Origin of the sequence: Mesorhizobium sp. M3A.F.Ca.ET.175.01.1.1, from assembly GCF_004791945.1 — a bacterium.
Lineage (GTDB): Bacteria > Pseudomonadota > Alphaproteobacteria > Rhizobiales > Rhizobiaceae > Mesorhizobium.
The window spans coordinates 230109-249588 of record NZ_SRTP01000008.1 but is presented as its reverse complement, the minus strand read 5'-3'; the positions used below and the strand labels follow the sequence as shown (position 1 = coordinate 249588).

Here is a 19480-nt window from a genome sequence, read left to right as displayed (position 1 = left end):
ATGAACGCGGCGTCTTTCTCCTCGCTTTCGGCCGACCACCAACGCCTGCAGGCGCTGGTCGGCGCGTGGCGTGGCGAGGAAGACGTTGCGGCGACACAATGGACCGATGCCGGCACGGCAACGTCGGAAGTGCTGGCTGAAGCGCAGTTCGGCGGCCTGTTCGTGGTGCAGCGCTATCGCCAGCGCCGCGACGGCACGATTTCGTTCGGCTCGCACAATGTGTTCGGCTTCGACCAGCAGCGCAAGCTCGTCACAATGCACCAATTCGATTCCATGGGGTTCGTGCCGGCGACACCGGCCACGGGCATCTGGAACGGCGCCGAGCTCGTTCTGGAACGGTCGTCGCCGCGCGGCTCCGCCCGCGTGACGTATATTTTCGACGGCGACGATACCTACCGCATGCGATTGCAATTCACGCCTACCGGTAGCGATGTTTGGCAAGACATGGTGAGTGGCGTCTACCGGCGCGTCTCGCCTACTCTTCTGAGCCTCGCCCTGGAGGCGGCAGGAGATACCGCAGGCGATATCGGCGGCAACCAGTGGAATCGGGAAGAGCTCTATGATCGCTGAATGCTTCCTCGACACAAATGTCCTTGTCTATTGGCGCGATCATCGCCGCTGCCGAGCGCCTCGGCGTCAAGACGCTGTACACCGAAGACCTCAATCACGGCCAGGCTTACGGCTCCGTGGTCGCCATTAACCCGTTCCGCACTCACTGATCAGGTCGCTAAAAAATGTCCATTCTCGTCGACAAGAACACCAAGGTGCTGGTCCAAGGCCTGACCGGCAAGACCGGCACGTTCCACACCGAGCAGGCGCTGGCCTATCATGGCACCAAGATGGTGGGCGGCATACATCCGAAGAAGGGCGGCGAGACCTGGGCCGGCGCCAAGGGCGAGAGCCTGCCGATCTTCGCCACGGTCGCCGAAGGCAAGGAACGGACAGGCGCCAACGCCTCCGTCGTCTATGTGCCGCCGGCGGGCGCCGCCGAAGCCATCATCGAGGCGATCGAGGCCGAGATCCCGCTGATCGTCTGCATCACCGAAGGCATCCCGGTGATGGACATGGTCAGGGTCAAGGCGCGGCTCGACCGCTCCTCCTCGCGGCTGATCGGTCCGAACTGCCCGGGCGTGCTGACGCCCGACGAATGCAAGATCGGCATCATGCCCGGCAACATCTTCCGCAAGGGCTCGGTCGGCGTTGTGTCGCGCTCGGGAACGCTTACCTATGAAGCGGTCTTCCAGACCACCAATGTGGGCCTCGGCCAGACCACCGCGGTCGGCATCGGCGGCGACCCTGTCAAAGGCACCGAGTTCATCGACGTGCTGGAGATGCTGCTCGCGGACGACGAGACCAAGTCGATCATCATGATCGGCGAGATCGGCGGCTCGGCCGAGGAAGACGCCGCGCAGTTCCTCAAGGACGAGGCCAAGCGAGGTCGCAAGAAGCCGATGGCGGGTTTCATCGCCGGACGCACGGCGCCGGCCGGCCGCACCATGGGCCATGCCGGCGCGGTGATCTCCGGCGGCAAGGGCGGCGCCGAAGATAAGATCGCGGCAATGGAATCGGCCGGCATCAAGGTTTCGCCGTCGCCGGCTCGACTGGGCACGACCTTAGTTGAGGCGATCAAGGGTCAGTGAATAGTGCGTGGTGAATGGTGAATGGAAGGGACAAGGTGAACAGTGACGCCAAGCGGGTCGTTCCCGTTTTCTTTGGCCATTCACTATTCACCACTCACTATTCACCCCAAGAAGGAGACGGAGCCAGGCTCCGATAGTGACATGGCACGACAAGATCAGGCCAACGACCAATTCTCGCTCACCTCGTTCCTCTATGGCGGCAACGCCGACTATATCGACGCGCTCTATGCCGCCTATGAGGACGATCCGGCCTCCGTCGATCCGGAATGGCAGGATTTCTTCGCGGCGCTGAAGGACGATGCGGGCGACGTTCGCAAGAACGCCAAGGGCGCTTCCTGGGCAAAGCCCTCTTGGCCCCTGCAGACCAATGGCGAGCTGGTGTCGGCGCTCGATGGCAATTGGGGCCTGGTCGAGAAGCACATCGAAAAGAAGGTGAAGGATAAGGCGGTCGTCAACGGCGCAGCCCTTTCCGATGCGGACGTGCACCAGGCGACGCGCGATTCCGTTCGCGCCATCATGATGATCCGCGCCTACCGCATGCGCGGCCATCTGCATGCCGATCTCGATCCGCTCGGCATCGCCAAGCCGCTCGAGGACTATAACGAGCTGTCGCCGGAGAATTACGGATTCACCCAGGCCGACTACGACCGGCCAATCTTTCTCGACAATGTGCTCGGTCTCGAATTCGGCACCATCCGGCAGATGCTGGACATCCTCGCCCGCACCTATTGCTCGACGCTCGGCGTCGAATTCATGCACATCTCGGACCCCGAGGAAAAGGCGTGGATCCAGGCGCGCATCGAGGGCGCCGACAAGGAGATCACCTTCACCGCCGCCGGCAAGAAGGCGATCCTGTCGAAGCTGATCGAGGCAGAGGGCTTCGAGCAGTATATCGACGTCAAGTACAAGGGCACCAAGCGCTTCGGCCTCGACGGCGGCGAGTCGCTGATCCCGGCGCTGGAACAGATCGTCAAGCGCGGCGGCCAGCTCGGCCTGAAGGAGATCGTGCTCGGCATGGCGCATCGCGGCCGCCTCAACGTGCTCAGCCAGGTGATGGCCAAGCCACATCGCGCCATCTTCCACGAATTCAAGGGCGGTTCGGCCGCTCCGGACGAGGTCGAGGGCTCGGGCGACGTGAAGTACCATCTCGGCGCCTCGTCGGATCGCGAGTTCGACGGCAACAAGGTGCATCTGTCGCTGACCGCCAATCCTTCGCATCTGGAGATCGTCGACCCGGTGGTGATGGGCAAGGCGCGCGCCAAGCAGGACCAGCTCGCCGGGCGCGAGCGCGGCGAGATCGTGCCGCTGTCGGAGCGCGCCAAGGTGATGCCGCTGTTGTTGCACGGCGATGCCGCCTTTGCCGGCCAGGGCGTGATTGCCGAGATCCTCGGCCTGTCCGGCCTGCGCGGCCACCGCGTCGCCGGCACGCTGCATTTCATCATCAACAACCAGATCGGCTTCACCACCAATCCGCGCTTCTCGCGCTCGTCGCCCTATCCGTCCGACGTGGCCAAGATGATCGAGGCGCCGATCTTCCACGTCAATGGCGACGATCCGGAAGCCGTCGTGCACGCCGCGAAGGTGGCGACCGAGTTCCGCATGAAGTTCCACAAGCCGGTGGTGGTGGACATGTTCTGCTACCGCCGCTTCGGCCACAATGAGGGCGACGAGCCGGCTTTCACGCAGCCGATCATGTATCGCAAGATCCGCACCCATAAGACGACGGTGCAGACCTACGCCGACCGGCTGATCGCCGAAGGCCATATCACCCAGGCGGAAGTCGACAAGATGCGGGCCGACTGGCGCGCGCATCTGGAAGCCGAATGGGAAGTCGGCCAGTCCTACAAGCCGAACAAGGCCGACTGGCTGGACGGCGCCTGGTCCGGCCTGCGCACGGCCGACAATCAGGACGAACAGCGCCGCGGCAAGACCGCCGTTCCGGTCCGCACGCTGAAGGAAATCGGCAAGAAGCTGACCGAGGTGCCGAAGGGTTTCGAGGCGCACAAGACGATCCTGCGCTTTCTCGAGAACCGCCGCCAGGCGATCGAATCCGGCGAAGGCATCGACTGGTCGACGGCCGAGGCGCTGGCCTTCGGCGCCATCCTGCTCGACGGCAGTCCGATCCGGCTCTCCGGCCAGGATTCGGAACGCGGCACTTTCTCGCAGCGCCATTCGGTGCTCTACGACCAGCGCGACGAGACGCGTTATATCCCGCTCAACAATCTGTCGGCGGCGCAAGCCGGCTACGAAGTCATCAACTCGATGCTGTCGGAAGAGGCGGTGCTTGGCTTCGAATACGGCTACAGCCTGGCCGAGCCGAAGGCGCTGACGCTCTGGGAAGCGCAGTTCGGCGATTTCGCCAACGGCGCCCAGGTCGTGTTCGACCAGTTCATCTCGTCCGGCGAGCGCAAGTGGCTCAGAATGTCGGGCTTGGTCTGCCTGCTGCCGCATGGCTATGAGGGCCAGGGGCCCGAGCACTCGTCGGCGCGGCTGGAGCGCTTCCTGCAGCTGTGCGCCGAGGACAACATGCAGGTGGCCAACGTGACGACGCCGGCTAATTATTTCCACATCCTGCGCAGGCAATTGAAGCGGGACTTCCGCAAGCCGCTGATCCTGATGACGCCGAAGTCGCTGCTGCGCCACAAGCGGGCGGTGTCGACGCTGCCGGAAATGTCGGGCGAGAGCTCGTTCCACCGGCTGTTGTGGGACGATGCGCAACTGCTCGCCGACCAGCCGATCAAGCTGGTCAAGGATTCCAAGATCCGCCGCGTCGTGCTGTGCTCGGGCAAGGTCTATTACGACCTCTACGAGGAGCGCGAGAAGCGCGGCATCAACGACATCTACCTGCTGCGCGTCGAGCAGCTCTATCCATTCCCGGCCAAGGCGCTCATCACCGAGCTGTCGCGCTTCCGCAACGCGGAGATGGTGTGGTGCCAGGAGGAGCCCAAGAACATGGGCGCCTGGTCGTTCATCGATCCCTATCTCGAATGGGTGCTGGCGCATATCGACGCCAAGCATCAGCGCGTTCGCTACACCGGCCGGCCGGCTTCCGCCTCGCCGGCGACCGGATTGATGTCGAAGCATCTCAGCCAGCTTGCTGCCCTGCTCGACGACGCGCTCGGCGGATAAGCGGGCCGGGTGAACAGGCAGATCGGGCGAAACAGACCTCAAGCAGACAAGAGAACGGACAGGCACAATGGCTACCGAAATCCGCGTCCCCACTCTGGGCGAATCCGTCACCGAGGCGACCGTCGGCAAGTGGTTCAAGAAGGTCGGCGACGCGATCGCCGCCGATGAGCCGCTGGTCGAGCTCGAAACCGACAAGGTGACGGTGGAGGTGCCTGCCGCGGGCGCCGGAACGCTCTCCGAGATCACCGTCAAGGAAGGCGAAACCGTCAATGTCGGCGCGTTGCTCGGCTCGATTGCGGCAGGCGGCGAAGCGGCCGCGCCGGCGACCAAGCCGCAGGCGGTGGCACAGGCTTCCAGCCCGAATGCCGCCTCCACGGTCAAGCAGGCCGCGGCCGAGACCGCCAAGGTGGCCGGCGACGCCGGCCCGATCGAGCCGCGCACCATGCCGCCGGCTCCTGCGGCAGCCAAGCTGATTGCCGAGAGCAATCTCGCGGTGGACCAGATCACCGGCTCCGGCAAGCGCGGCCAGGTGCTCAAGGGCGACGTGCTCGACGCCATCGCCAAGGGCGCGCCCTCGCAGCCGTCCGAAACGCCGAAGGCGGCTCCGGCCTCCGCGCCTGTGGCGGCCCGCGCGCCGTCCACGGCCGACGATGCCTCGCGCGAGGAGCGGGTGCGCATGACCAAGCTGCGCCAGACCATCGCGCGCCGCCTCAAGGAGGCGCAGTCGACGGCCGCCATGCTCACCACCTTCAACGAGGTGGACATGAGCGCGGTGATGGCGCTGAGGACCAAGTACAAGGACGTGTTCGAGAAGAAGCACGGCGTGAAGCTCGGCTTCATGGGCTTCTTCACCAAGGCGGTGACGCATGCGCTGAAGGAAATCCCGGCGGTCAATGCCGAGATCGACGGCACCGACATCATCTACAAGAATTTCGCCCATGTCGGCGTCGCCGTCGGCACCGACAAGGGCCTGGTGGTGCCAGTGGTGCGCGATGCCGACCAGATGTCGATTGCCGAGATCGAGAAGGAGATCGGCCGGCTGGGTCTCGCCGCGCGCGACGGCAAGCTCGCCGTCGCCGATATGCAGGGCGGCACCTTCACCATCTCCAATGGCGGCGTCTACGGGTCGCTGATGTCGACGCCGATCCTGAACGCGCCGCAGTCCGGCATTCTCGGCATGCATAAGATCCAGGACCGGCCGGTGGTGGTCGGCGGCCAGATCGTCATCCGCCCGATGATGTATCTGGCGCTCAGCTACGACCACCGTATCGTCGACGGCAAGGAAGCGGTGACTTTCCTGGTGCGCGTCAAGGAAAGCCTGGAGGATCCGGAGCGGCTGGTGCTCGATCTGTGATCGGACCGGTCGCGTCGTGAGCGGCTGGCTGGAGCAGCTAGGGTTCGGGATAGGTCGGGCAGCGCGCGGCTTGCGGCGGGTTTTTCGGCGCAGCATCGTCCCGCTTGGAATCTCCGCCGCCATTCCGCCGCTTGCATTTGCCGATTGGGATCCGGCCAAGGCCAGCAGCAATCTCGGCATATTTGCGCTCACCGATGCACAATTGGCGGAGCGCAAGATCACCGTCACGCCGATTGGCGACCTCGAGCTGCCGACCGGCGAGATCATCGCCTGCGATCCTCTGGTGACCGGTGACGACTGGCCAGCGCTAGATCGCAAGGTCAAGCCTGGGCGCTACCGGGTCTCGCTGTTCGAGGCGCAGGGTCGTGTCGCGGCGGCATTCCTTCGCTTTCGTCCCGGCGTCCCGGTGCGCTGGGAGCTTGCCACGTTGCCCGGCCAGGACGTTTCGACGCTGAATGGCGACCAAGTCTTCGGCTATCCTGTCGATGCCGGTCTGGGCTCGTTCATGGACAAGACGGCGATGGCCCTGATGTCGGCCGCACAGGACAAGCTCAAACCCGACCAGAATTACTATGATGACGTGTTGGCGGCCGAATTCGCGCCCAACCAGGACAGGTTCGTTATGCATCACCCCGTCACCGGCAATCCAGCCAACATCGCGATGTTCTGGAGCGGTTGGGGCGACGGCATCTATCCATCCTTCTGGGGACTGGACGCGGCCGGCGAGCCGCTGGTCTTGATGACCGACTTCGAAGTGCTCGAAAACGCCGATGGCCGCGAAGGCGTTCAGGCTAACTGATGACCAACGTCGCGTCGCCGTTGATCGGATTTCTGGCCGGATCACTGGCTCTCACAGCCGCGAGTTCCACCGCCCAGGCCGCCTGCCCGATTCAACTTGCCGTCTATGGCGAGGCGAAGAGCGGCGCCGAGATCGACTTCACCCCGAGCGGCACCTCGGCGACGATCACCAACACGTTCCGCATGGTTCTCGACAACAATACCGTGCTCGACGGCATCGCCATGTGGACGGAGGGCCAGGGCCGGCCGCATGGCTCGCTGATGTACAAATGCCCGACCGGAGATGTCACCGGCGAGGAGCTTGCCGCCTGCACGGTGTGGGAAGGCGTGATCTACAGTTCCGACGACAAGGGCGGGATAGGCCTGCTGCCGGCCGAAGGCACCGATGCACCGAAGAGCCTGATTTTTCCCGATCTCGGGCCGTCGCTCGAGATGTCGGCCGCCTATGGTCCCGCCGGTTTCTCCAAAGTGCCGTGGGACGTCTTTACGCTGAAAGGCTGCCAGGAATGAGCGCGGACAAGAAGACGCTGCTGGTCACCGGCGGCAGCCGGGGCATCGGTGCCGCAATCTGCCGGCAGGCCAGCCAGGCCGGCTACCGGGTGGCGGTCAACTATGTCTCCAACCGGCTGGCTGCCGATGCATTGGTCGCCGAGCTCCAAGCCGCTGGCGGGCAAGCCATCGCTGTGAAGGGCGACGTCGGCGACGAGGCCGATGTGATGACGATGTTCAAGGCGGTCGACCGGGCCTTTGGCCGGCTCGACGCCTTCGTCAACAATGCCGGCATCGTCGACGTCAAGGCGCGCATCGACGAGATGAGCGCCGAGCGGGTCGAGCGGATGATGCGCGTCAATGTCGTCGGCTCCTTCGTCTGCGCCCGTGAGGCGGTGAAGCGCATGTCGACCCGGCACGGCGGCAAGGGCGGCGCGATCGTCAACCTCTCTTCCGCCGCCGCCAGGCTGGGCGCCCCGGGCGAGTATGTCGACTACGCCGCCTCCAAGGGCGCGATCGACACGATGACCGTCGGGCTGGCGCGCGAGGTGGTGAGCGAAGGCGTGCGCGTCAATGCGGTCAGCCCCGGCATCACCGAAACCGAGATCCATGCCTCCGGCGGGCAGCCGGATCGGGTGGCGCGGATGCAGGACATGCTGCCGATGAAGAGGGCGGGCACGGCCGACGAAGTCGCGAGCGCCGTGCTTTATCTTCTGTCGGACGCAGCCTCCTATATAACGGGCGCGATCCTGAATGTGAGCGGCGGCCGCTGAAGGCCGGATAGAGGGACAAGATCATGGCTTATGACGTCGTAATCATCGGGTCGGGACCGGGCGGCTATGTCTGCGCCATCAAGGCGGCGCAGCTCGGGCTGAAGACGGCGGTGGTCGAGAAGAACGCCACCTTCGGTGGCACCTGCCTCAACATCGGCTGCATTCCTTCGAAGGCGCTGCTCCACGCCTCCGAGATGTTCGCCGAGGCCGGCCATGCCTTCGATACGCTCGGCATCGAGGTGGGTGCGCCGAAGCTCAACCTGAAGAAGATGCTGGCGCACAAGGATGCGACGGTGGCGTCCAACGTCAGCGGCGTCGCCTTCCTGTTCAAGAAGAACAAGATCGATAGCTTCCGCGGCACCGGCAAGGTGGTCGGTGCCGGGAAGGTGTCGGTGACCGGCGAGGACGGCAAGGTCGAGGAGATCGAGACCAAGAACATCGTGATTGCCACCGGCTCCGACGTCGCCGGTATTCCCGGCGTCAAGGTCGACTTCGACGAGAAGGTGATCGTGTCCTCCACCGGCGCGCTGTCGCTGCCCAAGGTGCCTGGCCAACTGGTGGTGGTCGGAGGCGGCGTCATCGGCCTGGAACTCGGCTCGGTCTGGGCGCGGCTCGGCGCCAAGGTGACAGTCGTCGAGTTCCTCGACACCCTCCTCGGCGGCATGGATGGCGAAGTGTCGAAACAGTTCCAGCGGCTGCTGTCCAAGCAAGGTTTCGAGTTCAGGCTCGGCGCCAAGGTGACCGGCGTCGGCAAGACCAAGAAGGGGGCCAGCGTCACGTTCGAGCCGGTGAAGGGCGGTGCCGCGGAAACCATCGAGGCGGACGTGGTGCTGATCGCCACCGGCCGCCGTCCCTATGCCGACAGCCTCGGACTCAAGGAAGCGGGCGTCGAGATGGACGAACGCGGCCGGGTCAAGACCGACGGTCATCTGCGGACCAACGTGCCCGGCATCTATGCCATCGGCGACGTCATCGCCGGGCCGATGCTGGCGCACAAGGCAGAGGACGAGGGCGTCGCGGTGGCCGAGACGATTGCCGGCCAAGCCGGCCATGTGAACTACGACGTCATCCCCAGCGTCGTCTACACCAGCCCTGAAATCGCCTCCGTCGGCAAAACCGAGGAGGAACTGAGGAAGGGCGGCATCGACTACAAGGTCGGAAAATTTCCGTTCAGCGCCAATGGCCGCGCCCGCGCCATGCTGCATACGGACGGCTTCGTGAAGATCCTCGCCGACAAGGCCAGCGATCGTGTGCTCGGCGTTCATATCATGGGCTTCGGCGCCGGCGAGATGATCCATGAGGCGGCGGTGCTGATGGAATTCGGCGGTTCCTCGGAGGACCTCGCCCGCACCTGCCATGCGCATCCAACGATGTCGGAAGCGGTGAAGGAAGCGGCACTCGCCACGTTCTTCAAGCCGATCCATATTTAGAGGCCTTTCATAAACCCACTCCGGCGGCCATCTGGCGCGGTTTTCTGCGCTTCCGGTGCTCACGTACTTTAAGTACGCTCCGCTCCGGTTCTCGAAAACCACGCCAGCTGACTCACCGGAGCGGCTTTCTAAAAAGGCCTCTGCCAGGTCACAGCCGAAACAAAACGGCCCGCCTCTCGGCGGGCCGTTCGTCATTGAGCTGGGCCTGATTACTGAGCCGGTGCAGGCGCGGGAGCCGGCGCGGGGGCCGGTGCTGGGGCCGGGGCAGGCTCGGGCGCCGGGGCTGGCGCAGGAGCAGGCGTAGCAGGCGCCGGTGCAGGGGCCGGCGTGCTTGCTGCCGGCGGTTCAGCGGGCGCCGGGGCATGCTCGCCGCCGCTTCTGCCAAAGACATAATACGCAACAACGGCCAGGATAATGACAACAAGGGCGATCAGCCATCCGCTGCCACCTCCGCCACTCGACGAGGGCGGCGTGCTCGGAGGGGTGAAGGGATCGTTAGGGTTCGCCATAAAACGTGTCCTCCTTGGAATGAAAGCCTTCAATCAACAGCCATCAACGCGCGATCCCGCGATTCGGTTTCACGCCGGCGGACGGAAAGCGCTGAAAAACCGGCGTTTTCCGGGCCCCAGCCGCCAGACGACTCAGTTGACGGCGGTAACAGTATACCCTGCCTTGCGGAAATCCTCGACCAGTCCTTCGGGGCCGGGAAGATGCATCGCGCCGACCGCCATGAAGACATTGCCTTTGGCCAGAATCGGCTGGGCATGGTCCACCATCACCTTGTTGCGGCTGGTGATCATGGTCTGCTCGAAGGCGGCGTAGCCGGCCTGATCGTCCTCCGCGTTGGGCAGCACGGTGCTGAACAGCGGCCAGAACATGCCGATCTCGCCGCGCTGGTAGAGAATGATCATGGTTTCGTTGAGGTCGTTGGCCTTGTCGCCAAGCCGCAACGTGTCGACCAGGCCCTTCATGTGGAAGGCGAGCGGCAGCGAAGCCATGGCGCGCAGCTGGTCGGCAACGGTTTCCAGGCCTTCGACCGCCTTGCCGTTGGCCTTGGCCTCGGAGGCGAGCTTGACGTCGAGCACAGGCTCTCCAGCGGCCTGGCGGGCGACTTCGCAGGCGGGCAGCGCCACCATCGCCGACAGGATCCAAGGCTTCATCTTGGCAACCGTCGCCGGCGGAATGCCGCGCGCATCGAGCCCCTTGTTCAGCACGGCTGCGTCCTCGGGCGAGAGCAGCGACGACAGCGTGGTGTTGTCGGTGAACATCATCAGGTTGGGATCGGCGGCGATGGCGGCCATCATCTTCTTCTTGTCGAGCACTTCGGTGGTCTCGATGATGATCGTGTCGGCGCCGTCATAAGCCTGCTGCGCCACGGTTGGCAATGTGGTGACGCGCGCGTCGGTCACGTGCATGGTGCCGAACAGATAGGAAGGTTTTTCGCCTGACTTCTCCAGCTTCCACAGCAGGCCCTTGCCGTTCGGAACCGCGGCGGCCTCGGCCTCGACCTTCTTGAAGGCGGCGGGATCGGTCTTCTCGAGACCGGCCAGTAGATCGGCGCCGCCGCAGGCGGGCGCTTCCGCATGCGCTCTGCCGGCAAGCAGCAGGACAAGGATGAAGGACAGGAAAAACAGCAGGTTGAGTGCTGCAAGCAGCTTCAACGAGACTAGGGCCGCGCGGTCGGCGATGGCGATGACGCGTTTCATGGCTCGCTTCTTAAGCTCAAAAAGCGGCAAAACGGTTAACCGGCGGGGTGAAATTGTTTCCGGGTGCAGTTTTGACAATCGCCTAGTTCTCAGACGGAATATCTGATGGTTAGTTAGGCCGCCCATCCCTCGTCATCCACGGGCGGAGCAAGGAGCGAAGCGACGCGGCGCAGACCCGAGGATCCATGCCGCGACTTCTGCGCTGTGCCACGGTGCAGTATTCTGCTCCGTTGCACTCCTCGGCCAGGGTCACGGCATGGATACCAGGGTCTCCGCGACGGAGCTTCGCTCCTGCTTCGCCCTGGTATGACGACGTGTGGCGGCTTCGCCCCAATCCCATGTTGTCCCTCGACGAGAGCGCGCCGCTAGCGGTCACGCCCGCGGATGCGACTGCTCATAAATTTCGAGCAGCCTTGCCGTGTCGACGCCGGTGTAGACCTGCGTGGTCGACAGGCTGGCGTGGCCGAGCAGTTCCTGGATGGTTCGCAGATCGCCGCCGCGGCCGAGCAGATGCGTGGCGAAGGAATGGCGCAAGGCATGCGGCGTCGCCGTGTCCGGCAGGTTGAGGGCCGAGCGCAGCCTGGCCATCTCGCGCTGGACGATGGCCGGATTGAGCGGACCGCCACGGGCGCCGCGGAACAGCAGCCCCTTCGGATCGATGTGGTAGGGACAGAGCCGGCGGTATTCGACGACCGCCCGGAGCGCCACCGGCAGCACCGGGACCAGCCGCGTCTTGCCGCCCTTGCCGGTGATGCGCAGCACGGTGTCGGTTTCGGCGGCAAGATCCGCTCCCGACAGGCCGAGCGCTTCCGAGATGCGCAGGCCGGAGCCATAAAGCAGCGTCAGCACGGCGGCGTTGCGAGCCGCGATCCAGGGCTCTTCGGCGAGCTGGCCTTCCACGGAAACGACCTGTTTTGCATCGCTCGCGGTCAGCGGCTTGGGCAGCGATTTCGGCTGGCGCGGTGCGCGAAGGGCTGTCGCACCGGCCGCGTTGACGAGGCCGCGCTTTTCGAGAAAGCGCAGCAGCGAGCGGATGCCGGCAAGGCCGCGGCCGAGCGTGCGGGCGCCGACGCCTTCGTTGCGGCGCGCAGCGAGGAAGCCGCGCAGATCGGCCGGACGCAGGTCGGCAATGTCCGAAATTCCGGGCGGGCCGCCGCAATGTCCGGTCAGGAACTGCAGGAACTGGCGCGTGTCGCGCTCATAGGCCTCCACCGTCTCCGGCGACAGCCGGCGCTCGCGCGCCAGCATCTTCAGCCAGTTCTCGCGCGCTCTCTGAAGATCGGGCTTTGCCGGGATGAGGAATTCCTGCATGGCGGCATCTTCGGGCAGCGTGGTTAGCAAGCCGTGAATAGGCGATCATTGAAATGGCGGCTGGCCGGCGTTAGAGCAAAGCAAAGGAAATGCCGATGTCCAAGCTCCAGAACCCCGTCCAGATGGCCGTGATCGGCGCCGCGCACGGCATCAAGGGCGAATTGCGGGTCAAGACCTTCACCGGCGATCCGCTGGCGCTGGCCGATTACGGACCGCTCCAGGCCAAGGACGGCCGCGTCTTCCACATCCTCGATATCCGGCCGGCAGGCACGGTCGTGGTGGTGCGCTTCAAAGGGATCGGCGACCGCAACGCCGCCGAGGCGCTTGCCGGCACGGAGCTGTTCGTCGACCGCTCGGTGCTGCCGGACGATGGCGAGGAGGACGAGTTCTACCACGCCGACCTGATCGGCCTGGAGGTGAGGGACGATACCGGTGTCATCGGCAGGGTCGTCGCGGTGCACAATTTCGGCGGCGGCGACATACTCGACGTCACGATTGCCGGTCGCAAGGGCGTGCTGATCCCGTTCACCCAGGCCGCGGTGCCGCATGTGTCGATCGCCGATGGCTTTGTCCAGGTCGATCCCATGGCGGCGGGACTGGTCGAGGAGGAGGAGAGCGAGGCGCCCGGTCAGCCCGGGTTCGACCCGAAGGGCCGGCCGCGCGGGCCGAAGGATGCCGGGGGCAACCGGTGAGCTTTGCCGCCTCGGTGCTGACGCTCTATCCGGAGATGTTTCCGGGCGCGCTCGGGCTGTCGCTCGCCGGCCGGGCGCTGGAGGCGGGCACCTGGTCGCTGGAGGCGATCCAGATCCGCGATTTCGCCACCGATCGCCATCGCACCGTCGACGATACGCCAGCCGGCGGCGGCGCCGGCATGGTGATGCGCGCCGACGTGCTGGCCAAGGCCGTCGACCATGCCTCGCCGCCGGGCGATCCGCGCCCGCGCCTGCTGATGAGCCCGCGCGGGCGACCGCTGACCCAGGCGCGCGTGCGGGAACTCGCCGCCGGGCCGGGCGCCGTCATCCTTTGCGGCCGTTTCGAGGGCGTCGACCAGCGGCTGATCGAGGCGCGAGCTCTGGAGGAAGTCTCGATCGGCGACTTCATCCTGTCGGGCGGCGAGCCGGCGGCACTCGTGCTGCTCGACGCCGTGGTGCGGCTCCTGCCTGGCGTGATGGGCAATGCCGTGTCGGGCGAGGAAGAGAGTTTCGAGTGTGGCCTGCTCGAGCATCCGCATTACACGCGGCCGCAGGAATTCGAAGGCAGGCCGATCCCCGAGGTGCTGAACTCCGGCAACCACAAGAAGATCGCGGAATGGCGCCGCGCCGAGGCGCTGAAGCTGACCAGGGAGCGGCGCCCGGACCTGCTGACGGCGGCTCACCCCTTGGTGAAGTAATAAAACGCCAGGAACAGGCCGACGCCGACGACGAAGCCACGCACGACGCCTTGCGGCACGCGCCTGGCGATCCACACCCCGGCATAGCCGCCGAAAGCGCCGCCCGGGATCATGATTATCGCCTGCGGCCAGGCGATCACTCCGCCGGAAACGAAGACCACTATGGCGATGGCCGCGATGACCACGGCCAGCATGTTCTTCAGGGCATTCAGTTTGTGATAGTCGCCGGCTTGCGTCAGGCCGAGGGTCGCCAGCATCATGACGCCCATGCCGGCGCCGAAGAAGCCGCCATAGACCGAGGTCAGGAATTGCGCCAGCGACCCGGCGACTGAGCCGAGCGAGGCCTGGTGCTCGGGTCCCGCCGCCGGCTTCAACCACGGTCCGGCGGCAAACAAAGCGGTCGCGGCGATCAGCAGCCAGGGCACCAGCGCGCGAAAGGACGGATTGGAGAGCGCGAGCAGGATGAGCGAGCCGGCCAGCGCACCGCAGGCGGATATCAGGCAAAGCAGGAGCGCCTGGCGCCAGAAATGCCTGATGTCGTCGAGATAGGCCAGCGTCGAGGTGATGTAGCCGGGGAACTGGGTCACCGAGGAGGTGGCGTTGGCGACGATCGGCGGCAGGCCGACCAGGGTCATGGCACCGAAGGTGATGAAGGTGCCGCCGCCGGCGACGGCGTTGACCGCGCCAGAGACAAAGCCCGCGAGGAAGAGCAGGAAGGCATCGAAGAATGTCATTGGGAACCCGAGGGACTTAGACCGTTCCCCGCTTAGGAAGCCTGCGCGGCTGGCGCAACCCGACACGGACACAATACGATGATGCCATAGGCGCGAAAAATATGCCTTCAAGGCGCGTCGCGCTGAAGAGCGGCGCGCGCTTATAAGTCCTTGTTTCGATGCATGTCGTCGTGCCAGAACCGCACACACTTGCGGGCGACGTGCAATAAGGCGTGACAAAGCGCCGAAATAGCGGTATGTGGCCGCCCGAACCGGAAGAACGATCTTTCGGGCCCGTCAACAATGGCGGTGTAGCCGTCCCTGTCCGATGCTATCGCAAAGGGCATAGCCGAGCGGTCGTTGGAACTGCAAGGCGAGATGAGGACGCTCTGACTGTCGGAAGAACAAGAAGAGGATTTTTGAGATGGATCTCATCCGTCAGCTCGAGGCCGAGCAGGCCGCCAAGATCGAAGCCAAGCGCAAGCTGCCCGAATTCCAGCCCGGCGACACCGTGCGTGTCCAGGTTCGCGTCACCGAAGGCAGCCGCACCCGCGTCCAGGCCTATGAGGGTGTCGTCATCGCCCGCTCCGGCTCGGGCTTCCAGGAGAATTTCACCGTCCGCAAGATTTCCTATGGCGAAGGCGTCGAGCGCGTTTTCCCCGTCTACTCGCCGATGGTCGAGGGCGTCGAGATCGTGCGCCGCGGCAAGGTGCGCCGCGCCAAGCTCTATTACCTGCGTGATCGCCGCGGCAAGTCGGCCCGCATTTCGGAAAATACCGGCGTTCGCGCCCGCAAGCTCAACGACGAGGAACGTGACGCGCTGAACGCCGAGCGTGCCCGCATCGAGGCCGAGAAGGTCGCCGCCGCCGAGGCGCTGGCCGTCGAGAAGGCCGCGCAGGATGCCGCCGAGAAGAAGGCCGCCGCCGAGGCTGCCAAGGAAGCCGCGGCAGAGTAAATAATTTCTTAACGACGTCTCTTGCGTTTTACATAACATCTCTTAGCAATAGGGGCGGCTTCGGCCGCCTTATTTGCTTTGGGGGTGATTTGGGTGGATGCTTTTGCGAGGGCAAATCGCTCCAATTGGAATAATCGAGCAGAACTGCACACCAGCGATGCAGCGCGCCGATACTATCCGATCGACAAGGTGCTGGCCGGCGGTACAAGCCTGACGGCGCTGGAGATGCGGGAGGTCGGCAACCGAATTGCCGGCAAGGATATTGCCCATCTGCAATGCCATATCGGGCTCGACACGATAAGCCTGAAGCACCTTGGCGCGAAAAGCGTGACCGGACTGGACTTCGCGCCCAAGGCGCTGGCCGCGGCGCGCAGCTTTGCCGAGCAGGCCGGCGTCGAGGCGCGCTTCGTCGAGGCCTCGGTCTATGACGCGGTGGCGGCGCTCGACGATTATTACGATCTCGTCTATGTCACCTGGGGCACCACCATCTGGCTGGACGACATTTTCAGCTGGGCCAAGGTGGTCGCCAGCCTGCTGCGGCCTGGCGGGAAACTCTATTTTCTCGACGGCCATCCGACGATGTTCCAATGCGGCCGCAAGACCGACCGGCCGGGTCTGCTGCTCGATTGGCGGACACCACGGCAGGCGCCCTTGGAATGGCACGACACGCATACCTATACGGGCGACGAGCGGCCACTGACCCATCGCCTGAACTATGAGTGGATCCACCCGTTGAGCGACGTCATCAATGCGCTCATCGCATCGGACATGGCGATCGACTTCCTCAACGAGCATGCCATGCTGGGGTGGAAGGAATTTCCCTATATGGTCGAGGCAGGCGAGGGGCTCTACGCGCTCCCGGCCGACGTCACCAAGATCCCGCTTTCCGTGTCGATCGGCGCCACCAAGCGCTGAATCGAGCTCGGAGAAAAATCGCTCGCGTGTTGACGGCCAATATGGCCGGCTTGCGCGAGGCGTCGGGTCGGGCTGATCGCGGAAAGAGGGTTCTCGAAGCGACCGTTCGGAAGGATGGGAAGCCACGCCCACGCGCATCGCCGCAGCGGATCGGCTTGCAAGGCGCTTGCGGAAGGCTAAAGTCGGCGCCGGATTTTTTCTGGTGGCGCGCGGCCAATGCGCGGCCAATCACCTGCGGGGAGTTTGTCATGACCAAGTCGAAACTGCTGCTGGCCGCCATGCTGGCCTGCCTTCTTGCGCCCGTCGCGGCGCTGGCCGACACGCTGCCCGACCTCGGCGGCAAGAAGGTCGTGGTGGTGACGGAGAATGCCTACCCGCCGCTGCAGTTCGTCGACAAGAAGACCGGCAAGCAGATCGGCTGGGAATATGACGCGATGGACGAGATCGCCAAGCGGCTGAATTTCAAGGTCGAATATCAGAACACCTCCTGGGACGCGATGATCCAGGCGGTTTCCGACAACCAGTACAACATCGGCATGACCGGCATCACCATCAAGGACGAGCGTAAGGAGAAGGTCGACTTCTCCGATCCCTATATGCGCTCGGAGCAGTTCATGCTGGTGCGCGGCGACGAGAGCCGCTTCACCGACGCCAAGAGCTTTGCCGCCTTCAAAGACGGGCTGATCGGCGCGCAGGCCGGCACCACGCCCTTCTATACCGCCGTCTACAGCGTGCTCGACGGCAACGAGCAGAATCCGCGCATCAAGCTGTTCGAGACCTTCGGCGCCAGCGTCCAGGCGCTGAAGTCGGGCGACGTCGACGTCGTGCTGACCGACGGCACCGCCGGCAAGGGCTATGTCGACGCTTCCGAAGGCAAGCTCAAGCTGATCGGCGGCCCGCTCGGCACCGAGGATTTCGGCTTCATCTTCCCGAAAGGCTCGGAGCTGGTGAAGCCGGTCAACGCCGCCATCGCCGCGCTCAAGGCCGACGGCACGCTCGATGCGCTCAACAAGAAGTGGTTCCTTGATTACAAGATGGGGCAGTGAGCCTCCTTTGCTGTCAATGACACGCGACAGTGGCGGGCCGAAGCCTGCAAAGGTTTCATTCCTTCACACCCCCCTCTGTCCTGCCGGACATCTCCCCCGCAAGGGGGGAGATTGGCAGTCTTGGCCTCTCGCCCAATTCTGCGGCGTTGAAAATTCGCGAAAGCCGAGGCGACATCTGATCTCCCCCCTTGCGGGGGAGATGCCCGGCAGGGCAGAGGGGGGTGTGCCGGAACGCAGCTTCCGCGACTATCTCGCCGGCGCCGCTTGATGCCGCCCGCAACCTCCACCACCAGACCCGAATTCCCCTGGTGGCTGGCAGCCACGCTTGCCTTGGCATTGGCGACGGCGCTCTTCATCGCCACCAGCGATCTCTATGCCCAGGTCTTCGCCATCGTCGCCAAGGGCATCGGCATCACCATCTTCGTCACCGTGGTCGCCTTCGCGCTGGCCTCCGCGATCGGGCTGGGCTTGGCGCTGATGGCCTTGTCGCGCTCGCGCCTGCTGCGCCAGGTCGCGCGCTTCTATGTCGAGATCATCCGCGGCGTGCCGATCCTGGTGCTTTTGTTCTGGATCGCCTTTGCCGGCGCGCCGGCCTTCGTGGCGGCGTGGAACGCGCTGACGGCGCCCTTGCAGAGCGCCGGCTATCTCGGCGAATTGCTGGTCCGCGACGTCTCGCTTTTGTGGCGCGCCATCATGGCGCTGACCATCGGTTATTCGGCCTTCATTTCGGAAGTTTTCCGCGCCGGCATCCAGGCCGTCGAGAAGGGTCAGATCGAGGCGGCGAAAGCACTCGGGCTGTCGCGGGTGCAGCGCTTCCGGCTGATCGTGTTTCCGCAGGCGATCCGCACCATCCTGCCGCCGCTCGGCAACGATTTCGTCGCGATGGTCAAGGATTCCTCGTTGGTCTCGGTGCTCGGCGTCGCCGACATCACCCAGATGGGCAAGGTCTATGCCGCCGGCTCGTTCCGCTTCTTCGAGACCTATTCGATCGTCGCTTACATCTACCTCATCCTGACCGTCGGCCTGTCGCTGGCGCTGCGGGCGTTCGAGCGGCGGTTGCGCCGCCAGCATCAGGAATAGCCGGCGGGCGAAGACGGCGCTACGATTGTCGTTGTTCGATGCATGTCGTTGTCCCAAAACCGCTGCACAGTTTTGGGCGACATGCATCCCGGCGCGGAGGAAACCGACCGATGAATTTCGACAAGGCCAATGCGGCGCTGGACTCGGTATATACGTCCGACACGCCGGAAGCGCTGGCCAAGGCTTACGCCGAATGGGCGGCGACCTATGACAGCGAGACCGCCTCGCTCGGCTATCTGCTGCCGTTCCTGATCGCCGCCTGGGTGGCGCGCCATGTGCCTTCGGGCGAAGGGCCTCTGCTCGATGCCGGCTGCGGCACCGGCCTGTCGGGGCCGTCGCTGAAGGCGCTGGGCTATGGCGACATCGCCGGGCTCGACCTGTCCGACGACATGCTCAAGCTTGCCGGCAGCCGCAACGCCTATAGCGAGCTCAAGAAGGCGATGCTCGGCGGCCCGATGCCCTGGCCGGACGGGCATTTTCGTGCCTTCTTCTCGGCCGGCGTCTTCACGATCGGCCACGCACCGGCTTCCGGCCTGCATGAATTGGTGCGGATCACGAAAAGCGGCGGCCACGCCATTTTCACCGTGCGCGACCAGGTGTTCGAGAGCGGCGGCTTCCAGGCTGTGTTCGATGAGCTCACGCAGGCGAAGAAATGGCGGCTGGTCGAGCAGAGCCCGTGGTTCCGCTGCTATGCGATCGGCGACCCGGAAGCGCTGGTGCGGACTTTTGTGTTCGAGGTGTTGTGAGGGCG

General features: G+C 64.7%; 19 protein-coding genes. 16 read left to right on the top strand and 3 right to left on the bottom strand.

The window, feature by feature from the left end; all coding sequences use genetic code 11:
- The 9 genes from EN818_RS19890 (at window position 1) to lpdA (ending at window position 9613) form a co-directional block, all read left to right on the top strand.
- Complete coding sequence (locus EN818_RS19890; protein ID WP_135905070.1) at window positions 1-570, top strand: DUF1579 family protein; 570 nt, start codon at window positions 1-3, stop codon at window positions 568-570.
- A 17-nt stretch (window positions 571-587) separates the two neighbouring features.
- Complete coding sequence (locus tag EN818_RS34335; RefSeq protein ID WP_280952429.1) at window positions 588-719, top strand: hypothetical protein; 132 nt, start codon at window positions 588-590, stop codon at window positions 717-719.
- A gap of 15 nt (window positions 720-734) precedes the next feature.
- Window positions 735-1640, top strand: coding sequence for a succinate--CoA ligase subunit alpha (sucD, locus tag EN818_RS19880; protein WP_095804880.1), 906 nt, complete (start codon window positions 735-737; stop codon window positions 1638-1640).
- Window positions 1641-1781: 141 nt separating this feature from the next.
- Window positions 1782-4769 carry a 2-oxoglutarate dehydrogenase E1 component gene (locus EN818_RS19875; protein ID WP_095804879.1) on the top strand — a complete coding sequence of 996 codons (2988 nt, stop codon included), beginning with the start codon at window positions 1782-1784 and terminating at the stop codon, window positions 4767-4769.
- A 67-nt stretch (window positions 4770-4836) separates the two neighbouring features.
- On the top strand, window positions 4837-6123 hold the full coding sequence (gene odhB, locus EN818_RS19870) for a 2-oxoglutarate dehydrogenase complex dihydrolipoyllysine-residue succinyltransferase (RefSeq protein WP_095804878.1): 1287 nt from the start codon (window positions 4837-4839) through the stop codon (window positions 6121-6123).
- A 70-nt stretch (window positions 6124-6193) separates the two neighbouring features.
- Window positions 6194-6922, top strand: a complete 729-nt coding sequence (locus EN818_RS19865; protein ID WP_095804877.1) for a DUF4241 domain-containing protein — start codon at window positions 6194-6196, stop codon at window positions 6920-6922.
- On the top strand, window positions 6922-7431 hold the full coding sequence (locus EN818_RS19860) for a hypothetical protein (protein ID WP_095804876.1): 510 nt from the start codon (window positions 6922-6924) through the stop codon (window positions 7429-7431). The genes EN818_RS19865 and EN818_RS19860 overlap by 1 nt, the downstream gene beginning before the upstream one ends.
- Window positions 7428-8183, top strand: coding sequence for an SDR family oxidoreductase (locus EN818_RS19855; protein WP_095804875.1), 756 nt, complete (start codon window positions 7428-7430; stop codon window positions 8181-8183). The genes EN818_RS19860 and EN818_RS19855 overlap by 4 nt, the downstream gene beginning before the upstream one ends.
- Before the next feature lie 23 nt (window positions 8184-8206).
- Window positions 8207-9613, top strand: a complete 1407-nt coding sequence (gene lpdA, locus EN818_RS19850) for a dihydrolipoyl dehydrogenase (protein ID WP_095804874.1) — start codon at window positions 8207-8209, stop codon at window positions 9611-9613.
- Between the two features lie 641 nt (window positions 9614-10254).
- Here lpdA and EN818_RS19840 read toward each other — a convergent pair.
- Window positions 10255-11319 (bottom strand): TraB/GumN family protein, encoded by a 1065-nt coding sequence (locus EN818_RS19840; RefSeq protein ID WP_095804872.1) that lies wholly within the window; start codon window positions 11317-11319, stop codon window positions 10255-10257.
- A 372-nt stretch (window positions 11320-11691) separates the two neighbouring features.
- Window positions 11692-12630 carry a tyrosine recombinase XerC gene (locus EN818_RS19835; RefSeq protein ID WP_095804979.1) on the bottom strand — a complete coding sequence of 313 codons (939 nt, stop codon included), beginning with the start codon at window positions 12628-12630 and terminating at the stop codon, window positions 11692-11694.
- Window positions 12631-12725: 95 nt separating this feature from the next.
- On the opposite strand from EN818_RS19835, the gene rimM reads away from it, so the two are divergent.
- A complete protein-coding gene (rimM, locus tag EN818_RS19830) occupies window positions 12726-13322 on the top strand; it encodes a ribosome maturation factor RimM (RefSeq protein ID WP_095804978.1) in 597 nt (198 codons plus the stop codon).
- Entirely contained in the window at window positions 13319-14020 is a 702-nt protein-coding gene (trmD, locus tag EN818_RS19825; RefSeq protein WP_095804871.1) for a tRNA (guanosine(37)-N1)-methyltransferase TrmD, read from the top strand. Before rimM ends, trmD begins: the two co-directional genes overlap by 4 nt.
- On the opposite strand, the gene EN818_RS19820 is transcribed toward trmD, so the two are convergent.
- Window positions 14002-14754, bottom strand: a complete 753-nt coding sequence (locus EN818_RS19820) for a sulfite exporter TauE/SafE family protein (protein WP_095804870.1) — start codon at window positions 14752-14754, stop codon at window positions 14002-14004. The two genes, trmD and EN818_RS19820, sit on opposite strands and share 19 nt — an antisense overlap.
- 403 nt (window positions 14755-15157) lie before the next feature.
- On the opposite strand from EN818_RS19820, the gene rplS reads away from it, so the two are divergent.
- From rplS to EN818_RS19790, 5 genes are all read left to right on the top strand, one after another.
- Window positions 15158-15688, top strand: a complete 531-nt coding sequence (rplS, locus tag EN818_RS19815) for a 50S ribosomal protein L19 (RefSeq protein WP_095804868.1) — start codon at window positions 15158-15160, stop codon at window positions 15686-15688.
- A 93-nt stretch (window positions 15689-15781) separates the two neighbouring features.
- Window positions 15782-16603 (top strand): class I SAM-dependent methyltransferase, encoded by an 822-nt coding sequence (locus tag EN818_RS19810; RefSeq protein ID WP_095804867.1) that lies wholly within the window; start codon window positions 15782-15784, stop codon window positions 16601-16603.
- Window positions 16604-16851: 248 nt separating this feature from the next.
- Window positions 16852-17649: a transporter substrate-binding domain-containing protein gene (locus tag EN818_RS19805; protein ID WP_095804977.1), complete on the top strand. Its 798-nt coding sequence runs from the start codon at window positions 16852-16854 to the stop codon at window positions 17647-17649.
- A gap of 267 nt (window positions 17650-17916) precedes the next feature.
- Window positions 17917-18729, top strand: coding sequence for an amino acid ABC transporter permease (locus EN818_RS19795; protein ID WP_095804866.1), 813 nt, complete (start codon window positions 17917-17919; stop codon window positions 18727-18729).
- Window positions 18730-18839: 110 nt separating this feature from the next.
- Window positions 18840-19475: a class I SAM-dependent methyltransferase gene (locus EN818_RS19790; protein ID WP_095804865.1), complete on the top strand. Its 636-nt coding sequence runs from the start codon at window positions 18840-18842 to the stop codon at window positions 19473-19475.
- Window positions 19476-19480: the final 5 nt, after the last annotated feature.

Coding starts and splice junctions, on each gene's coding strand:
- odhB (WP_095804878.1), top strand. CDS start 4,837: ATGGCTACCGAAATCCGCGTCCCCACTCTGGGCGAATCCGTCACCGAG.
- rimM (WP_095804978.1), top strand. CDS start 12,726: ATGTCCAAGCTCCAGAACCCCGTCCAGATGGCCGTGATCGGCGCCGCG.
- rplS (WP_095804868.1), top strand. CDS start 15,158: ATGGATCTCATCCGTCAGCTCGAGGCCGAGCAGGCCGCCAAGATCGAA.
- EN818_RS19860 (WP_095804876.1), top strand. CDS start 6,922: ATGACCAACGTCGCGTCGCCGTTGATCGGATTTCTGGCCGGATCACTG.
- EN818_RS19790 (WP_095804865.1), top strand. CDS start 18,840: ATGAATTTCGACAAGGCCAATGCGGCGCTGGACTCGGTATATACGTCC.
- sucD (WP_095804880.1), top strand. CDS start 735: ATGTCCATTCTCGTCGACAAGAACACCAAGGTGCTGGTCCAAGGCCTG.
- lpdA (WP_095804874.1), top strand. CDS start 8,207: ATGGCTTATGACGTCGTAATCATCGGGTCGGGACCGGGCGGCTATGTC.
- EN818_RS19840 (WP_095804872.1), bottom strand. CDS start 11,319: ATGAAACGCGTCATCGCCATCGCCGACCGCGCGGCCCTAGTCTCGTTG.
- EN818_RS19805 (WP_095804977.1), top strand. CDS start 16,852: ATGACCAAGTCGAAACTGCTGCTGGCCGCCATGCTGGCCTGCCTTCTT.
- EN818_RS19875 (WP_095804879.1), top strand. CDS start 1,782: ATGGCACGACAAGATCAGGCCAACGACCAATTCTCGCTCACCTCGTTC.
- EN818_RS19890 (WP_135905070.1), top strand. CDS start 1: ATGAACGCGGCGTCTTTCTCCTCGCTTTCGGCCGACCACCAACGCCTG.
- EN818_RS19820 (WP_095804870.1), bottom strand. CDS start 14,754: ATGACATTCTTCGATGCCTTCCTGCTCTTCCTCGCGGGCTTTGTCTCT.
- EN818_RS19855 (WP_095804875.1), top strand. CDS start 7,428: ATGAGCGCGGACAAGAAGACGCTGCTGGTCACCGGCGGCAGCCGGGGC.
- EN818_RS34335 (WP_280952429.1), top strand. CDS start 588: ATGTCCTTGTCTATTGGCGCGATCATCGCCGCTGCCGAGCGCCTCGGC.
- EN818_RS19835 (WP_095804979.1), bottom strand. CDS start 12,630: ATGCAGGAATTCCTCATCCCGGCAAAGCCCGATCTTCAGAGAGCGCGC.
- EN818_RS19795 (WP_095804866.1), top strand. CDS start 17,917: ATGCCGCCCGCAACCTCCACCACCAGACCCGAATTCCCCTGGTGGCTG.